The sequence below is a fragment of the Mesoaciditoga sp. genome, assembly GCF_054006115.1.
In genome coordinates this window covers 62,408-68,941 of the sequence record NZ_JBPNHS010000007.1, presented here as the reverse complement: position 1 = coordinate 68,941, position 6,534 = coordinate 62,408, and the positions used below count along the sequence as shown (strand labels likewise).

Annotated in this window: 9 protein-coding genes; 6 read left to right on the top strand and 3 right to left on the bottom strand. The window is 37.9% G+C overall.

Features of this window, described 5'->3' with window-relative positions; translation table 11 throughout:
- The 6 genes from ACXJIN_RS01220 to lpdA all read left to right on the top strand — a co-directional run.
- The coding region (locus ACXJIN_RS01220; RefSeq protein WP_456398829.1) for a YeeE/YedE thiosulfate transporter family protein at window positions 1–257 on the top strand (257 nt) is incomplete at its 5' end.
- 2 nt (window positions 258–259) lie between these two features.
- On the top strand, window positions 260–616 hold the full coding sequence (locus tag ACXJIN_RS01215) for a DsrE/DsrF/TusD sulfur relay family protein (RefSeq protein ID WP_456398827.1): 357 nt from the start codon (window positions 260–262) through the stop codon (window positions 614–616).
- Window positions 617–631: 15 nt separating this feature from the next.
- Window positions 632–988, top strand: a complete 357-nt coding sequence (locus ACXJIN_RS01210) for an intracellular sulfur oxidation protein (RefSeq protein ID WP_156097046.1) — start codon at window positions 632–634, stop codon at window positions 986–988.
- 13 nt (window positions 989–1,001) lie between these two features.
- Window positions 1,002–1,274 (top strand): sulfurtransferase complex subunit TusB, encoded by a 273-nt coding sequence (gene tusB / locus ACXJIN_RS01205; RefSeq protein WP_456398826.1) that lies wholly within the window; start codon window positions 1,002–1,004, stop codon window positions 1,272–1,274.
- A 16-nt stretch (window positions 1,275–1,290) separates the two neighbouring features.
- Entirely contained in the window at window positions 1,291–1,632 is a 342-nt protein-coding gene (locus ACXJIN_RS01200) for a glycine cleavage system protein H (protein WP_456398824.1), read from the top strand.
- Window positions 1,633–1,733: 101 nt separating this feature from the next.
- On the top strand, window positions 1,734–3,092 hold the full coding sequence (lpdA, locus tag ACXJIN_RS01195; protein WP_456398822.1) for a dihydrolipoyl dehydrogenase: 1,359 nt from the start codon (window positions 1,734–1,736) through the stop codon (window positions 3,090–3,092).
- A gap of 38 nt (window positions 3,093–3,130) precedes the next feature.
- On the opposite strand, the gene ACXJIN_RS01190 is transcribed toward lpdA, so the two are convergent.
- From ACXJIN_RS01190 to pelG, 3 genes are read right to left on the bottom strand one after another with little or no spacing between them, the layout of a single operon-like run.
- A complete protein-coding gene (locus tag ACXJIN_RS01190; RefSeq protein ID WP_456398820.1) occupies window positions 3,131–3,922 on the bottom strand; it encodes a hypothetical protein in 792 nt (263 codons plus the stop codon).
- A 31-nt stretch (window positions 3,923–3,953) separates the two neighbouring features.
- Window positions 3,954–5,156: a hypothetical protein gene (locus tag ACXJIN_RS01185; RefSeq protein ID WP_456398818.1), complete on the bottom strand. Its 1,203-nt coding sequence runs from the start codon at window positions 5,154–5,156 to the stop codon at window positions 3,954–3,956.
- Window positions 5,143–6,525, bottom strand: a complete 1,383-nt coding sequence (pelG, locus tag ACXJIN_RS01180) for an exopolysaccharide Pel transporter PelG (protein WP_456398817.1) — start codon at window positions 6,523–6,525, stop codon at window positions 5,143–5,145. The genes ACXJIN_RS01185 and pelG overlap by 14 nt, the downstream gene beginning before the upstream one ends.
- Window positions 6,526–6,534: the final 9 nt, after the last annotated feature.

The following is a 6,534-nucleotide window of genomic DNA, read 5'->3' as shown; positions in this document are numbered from 1 at the left end:
GAATAATCATCGCAGCGTTCATTTCAGCGGTTATTTCAAAAGAATTCAAATTCAGAGTGCCAAAGAAAGGCATTGTCTATCTTCAAACGGCCATAGGTGGTGCATTGTTGGGATTAGGCGCTTCACTTGCTTTTGGATGTAACATCGGTAATTATTTCACGGGTATACCACAACTTGGGATTGGCTCAATAGTGGCCGGCATATGCTTCATTCTTGGTAATTGGTTTATGGCATGGATTCTTTATGGGAGGGCATGAATATGAAAATCACAATTCAAGTTATGAATCCCCCTTACACTTACGAAGACTTAGACACGGCAATTAAAATAGCCGATGAGGCTTTGAAAAGAGGACATGAAGTAAAAATATTTCTCTTCTGCGATTCGGCGTTGGCTTCGAACAAATTGGTTAAGCCCGTAAGGCAAGACAGAAATATTCCAAAGATTTTGGAAAAGATGATAGCTGAAAAAGGGCTAAAAGTTGATATATGCGGAATATGTATGGATTACAGAGGGGTAACCAAAGACATGATCATCGAAGGAGCTGTACCTAGCGGTGTTCCGGAGCTTGCCGAATTGATATACGAATCAGATAGGTTCATAAGCCTTATGGCTTAAAAGGAGATGAGAGATGTGGAAAAGAAAGTGCTTTTTGTTGTCTACCAAGCGCCGGTGGGATCCATATGGACGAATGAAGCGTTTAGGACGGCTTTTGGAATGTATGGCGAAGACATAGAACCAGCCGTCTTGCTTATGGAAAGCGCATCAGCTTCTTTGTCTGCCGACACAAAGCCGGAAAGTTTGAATTTGCTTCCAATTAAGATAGTTCATAGATTCATAAAAAGATATGAAACTCCAGTTTACGGGGTAAAAGAGCATATTGAAAAGTACAAGGTTAAGAATATAGATGAAAATTTTGGAGCAAAGATCATAGACGAAAGGGATTTAAGTGACTTTTTCCATTCGTTTGATTACGTGATATACATGTGAGAGGGTGATAAAAATGGCGCTTGTTTTGATAAAGTATGGATTTGATAATCCAGCTGAGAGGGTAAAGCTAAACACGACTAAGGAAGAAAACAGTGTGGTGTTGATACAAAACGGTGTTTTTTGGGCTCTTAAAGAAGATATCGAAAAAAAGGTTAAGGGAAAAATTTATGCCATTAAAGAAGATTTTTTAGCAAGGGGCTACTCGGAAAAAGACTCACATGTAAAGCTTATAGATTACTCTTCTTTTATGGACATAATAGAAAAAGAAGAAAAGTTCATAGGCTAGAAAGAAGGAGAGAAAGATGAAAAAGTACACTGACACAAATGAATATATTTTAATAGAAGATAACGTGGGAATTGTTGGAATAACAAAGCAAAAGCTTGATGAATTAGGCGACATAGTTCATGTAGATCTTCCATCACCTGGAAAAGAAATAAAAAAAGGCGATACACTTTTCTCGATAGAAGCCATAAAAACCGAAAACGATATCCTTTCGCCAATAAGCGGGAAGGTTATAGCTGTAAATGAAGAAGTGGAAAACAATCCGGAAATTCTCAACACCGATCCAGAGGGAAATGGTTGGCTGTGCAAGATCGAATTAAGCGATCCTACGGAAATAGAAGAGTTAAAGGATGAGGAATAAAGCCTTAAGTGAGCATCACACTCATCAAAATTAGTGAAAAGAATGCCACCGCCGTGTATAATATATAACGTGATTTATCATAAAAAGGAGGCGCTAGATTCATGACATACGATCTTTTCGTTGTAGGGGGAGGACCAGCCGGGTACGTGGCTGCTATTAGGGCTTCCCAATTGGGAATGAAGGTTGGCATAGCCGAAGATAGATTTTTGGGTGGTACATGTACAAATGTTGGTTGTATTCCCACAAAGGCGTGGCTCGCATCCTCTGAACTCTTCGATGAAATTAAAAGAGCCCAGAAGTTTGGAATAAGCGTTGAAAATCCAGGAATAGATATTAAAAAAGTGGTTTCGCGCACGAATAGGGTTGTGTTAAGAAATAGAAAAGGAATTGAGTTTCTTCTTAAAAAGAATTCTGTTGATTTTTTCAATGGGCATGCAGAAGTTAAAAGCACAAATAGGGTAAAAATAGGAGACAAAGAGGTAGAATCAAAATATCTGCTCCTCTCTCAAGGCTCACATCCTATAAAATTCCCTCCATTTGACGTTGAAGGAGTTCTAACAAGCGATGAAATTTTTTCAATAAATGAAATCCCTCGAAAGTTGCTAATAGTTGGTGGAGGCGTTATAGGAGTGGAAATGGCAACTTTCTTTTCCTCTTTCGATTGCCAAGTTACCATCGTGGAAATAATGGATCACATTCTTCCGGCAATGGATGAAGATGTGGTGGAAGTCGTTTCCAACTCCTTGAAAAAACGTGGAATACAGCTTCACGTCAAAACCAAGACTCTTTCCGTTGAGAAAAAGGATGACAAATATCTTGTCACCTTTGAGGGAGAAGAAAAGTTTGAAGACGAATTTGACAAGATACTTTTAAGCGTTGGTAGAAAATCAAACGTTTTTGACGATGTGAAATCGCTTGGAATAGAATTGGACAAGAGAGGAAATGTTATAACTGATCTTAGCATGAGAACAAACATAGAAAATATATACGCCGCAGGAGATATAAATGGAAAATACATGTTGGCACATGTGGCATCACGTGAAGGTATTGTGGCGGTAAGCAACATGAATGGGAAAAAATCGGAGATGGACTACAGGGCCGTGCCAAGCGTCGTGTTTTCGAAGCCGGAGATCGCAATGGTGGGCAAAGGAGAAGATGAACTGAAAAAGGAAGGAATAGAGTACAAAAAGGGTGTCTTTCCGATGAGTGCTTTGGGAAGGGCTCGAACCTTGGAATCAAATGAAGGATTTGCCAAAATACTTAGCGATAAAGATGGAGTGATACTTGGTTTTACCGCGGTTGGCCCGATGACAACGGAAATACTCATGGAAGGTGTTTTGGCAGTCCAAAACGGTTTCACACTCGAAAAGCTTGTCGAACACATCCATCCTCATCCAACGATATCCGAAATAGTGATGCAAAGCGCAGAAGACGCGTTGGGAATGCCAATAGACAAGTGAAAACGTAGTGGCGCGTGGCTTACACTTCAATATAAAAGTTACGCGCCTTTCTGTTCTTTGTTAACAGCCTCTTTCACCACATTGGGAAATCGAATGGAAATCTCTCTTGCAATATCGTACTTTCTGTGTTTTATGGATTGTGTGAACAACATCGATAAGAATTCCAGAGAAGAAGTTTTCTCAAATCCTTTTTCAAGGTAGTCAATATCAGAGGTGGCTTCGTACATGATTTTGTAATACTCATCTGGAAAGCGATCTTTTACCAACTTGGCTTTTTGAATGAGAATATCTTCGTAGTAATCCTTTAACTGACCAACTATTAAGTCCGTTTTGATCACGTTCAAAACAGTTCTACAAAATTCAACAATATCTTGAGGATTAGTGGCGTGTTCAAGGCTGGCTATTTTATCTATATAAAAGCTCTCTATTTCATTTACGGCTTCTGAAGCGTAAAGGGCGACATCCTGGTTATCACTTGAAAGAAAATACACGAGCACTTTCATATTTTGTTTCACTTCAACCCCTTTTTTCACCAGCTCCTTCAATTCCAATATGGCTGCCTTCTTTTGAGCGGCGCTCCCAAGCTTTGATATAACCCTCAACGGCATGCTTTCCATATATTTTGAGCTTCTAAATTTTTCACTCCTTTCAATTGATGATCCGGGTAATTCGGAAAAGGCGTCCTTCTTCACCCATATCGGCACAAAAAGCCCAAGAGGGTACGTTAGAATGGCTATAACCACAGATGAAAGGTCGCGATGAATCATGTAGTGAAGTAAAACGTTAAGCGCGACTATAACGAAATTCCACACATTTACATGCTTGGTCATCAAATAAACATTCGCAATGCCAACGATGCCATTAGCAATTGACAGAAATTGATACTTTACCTTTGTACTTATTTTTGAGTCTATTTGCTATCAACTCCTTATTTTTCTCATCGCAAACGGAAAGCAACACTTTCAACGTTACCTTTCCATTTTCCCTTCTTAGAACCGTTACAAAATCATCTTTCCTGAATTCTCGAACCACACTTTTAAAAACTTCATTGCTCACTTCAAAACACAATATAGAATAGGGTATTCCGAATCTCTTTTCCCTTTCAGCGTAATCTTTTTTCATCTTATCAAAAAAATCTTCATCCCAGGTACCATCGGGCATTCTGTGTTGAGAAGCGAATTGAGAATCAATCGCTTTGGCATTTTCTATGTTCGCATGAAACCACTGAGCTACGGCACGTAAATGTTCAGCGAATTGACGTGAAAGCTTGTCAACATCTTCCACCACTATTACCCCATCGTTATTTTCAGCTTCCCCTATTAAAACCGCAATCCACGGTTCGTACTCTTCTATCTCATTAGAGAGAAGGACATCTGAAATAAGGGCTATTCCGTTTTTAAAGGCGTTTCTTATCACAAGAGAATCTTCTAATTTCAATGAATTCGGAAGGTACCTTCTTCCTTTACCAACGAAGAACCTCAAATATCCGTTGTTTTCCCTGTAAATGGATATTGACTTAACATCGAAAACCTCAGAAATTATTTCCACAAATCTGGAAAACATCTCTTCTACATCAGAAATTTCCAATTCGCGTAAGCGTTGAAAGACAAGGGAAAGCCCATTTCCTTCTAAAAACAAGTTTTCTCTGAGATTTTCAAGCGTTTGCTTCATTTTTCCAACTGTGTTCTTTAAATCTAGAATTTTCTCTTCCTTCTCTTCTTTCTCACGTTCAAGCTTTAAAATCTTTCTCTTATGCGATTCACCTACAATCCCCAACAAAGAACCAAAAACAACGGCCACAAGAAGCGAAGACGAAAAAAGGAATGGATTCACGGGCATCTTTTGAATGTAAAATGAAAACGTAAGAACAATTATGAATTCAACGGACGTTATCAAAAAAGCATCCAGTCCCCACCATGCACTTGCAAGAAAAATCGTTATCCAATATGGATTAAACGAATATCCCACAAAACCTTTGTGCCTGCCAAGTACATCCATTAAAAAAATTGCCAAGCTTAAAGCGCTCGTTTCCAATAGGAGTCCCACATCTTTATGTTTTCTCATTCTTCCACACCTTTACCTTCCCGCTCTTTAACGTGCTTTTTTGTCTTGTGTATTCCACGTAAATGAGAGAATCGTACTTTTTGAAAAAAGTGTACATCAAATAAACCGTTCCTATCATGAAAGCAACTGTAAATCCTAAAGCGGGATAAGATTTCGTAGTTAAAATGGAAATCACAAAATTCGTTACAAAAGTTAACAAAGTTGCGCGGTAGGCTATTTCTCTGAAATCAAAGTAGAAAACTATGAGCAAAAAGAAAAGAAAAAAAGCGTTAAAAGTGGCCCCCAAGATCCCAAGTCGTAGTATTTTCAAAGATTCTATTGGCAAGTTTAAATAAATCACAAGCGGAAAACTCATTATCAATCCCACAAAAGAAGAAGCTATTTGAACTGCAAAAACCGTTAAAATAGCGTGATGGAGATACATGTCCATAAGTCTCTTTCTTTTTTTGATCTCTTCTAAAGTACCATTACGCTCCAACAAATCGTAAAAAGTCTTGTATTGCTCGTAAAATCCAACTTCTACGTTTATCACAAATAATATCATGGTAGGTATCACGAAAAGGTATGAAATAAACATGGGGATATCGTAAAGCGGAGCAAGCCTATATCCATCGTAAAAATTCCTTCCAATCATGATCCAAGCTATGAAATCGTCAATCCAAATGGAAGAGTAGTAAAACACGCCAACTAACATATTTTCCCAGTATTTTCTAATCTGCGAGAAGATCTCAAACGAAATTCCTTTGCTCTTAAGGTTTTTAAAAATTATGAAGTGTAAAGCGTAAATGATAAATCCAATACCGACATCGTACAAAAAATAAGTCCATTCTTCATTCAAATGAAGAAGTGAAATTGTAACCAATGAAAATGAATTTCCAAGGGCAAAAGCCAAAATGAGGTAAGAAAATTTTTCTATCATTGAAGCGTAAATAACTTGTATCCATAAAACTGAAAGGGCAACAAAAAGATATGAAGAGAAAAACATTTGATAAAATCTATAGTCATGATGGAAAAAATAGAAAATAGCAGAAATGCTTAACGATACCACAAATACCAAGAAGATATTGGCAGAATACTCTTTATACACTTTTTTAACATCTTTTATGTAAACCAGATCCGAAATTCTTCTGTTTATAACAAAACTGAGAAACCCATCTATGATGGTTGAAAATATGAAAGCATAAGCCAGGGAAATTCTAAAAAACTCTATCTTCAGTCCAAATAAAAAGTGTTGAATGAAAAAGACGTTTAAAGACATGATCAGCCACGGGCCAGCTGAAATCAAGGCAGAGTAAAGTAGCGCGAGCGCCGTGCTTGTGAGCGTATCTTTTACCAACATTTTTTGAAGTTTAAAGCCTATGCCAGCCAAAACGATCAG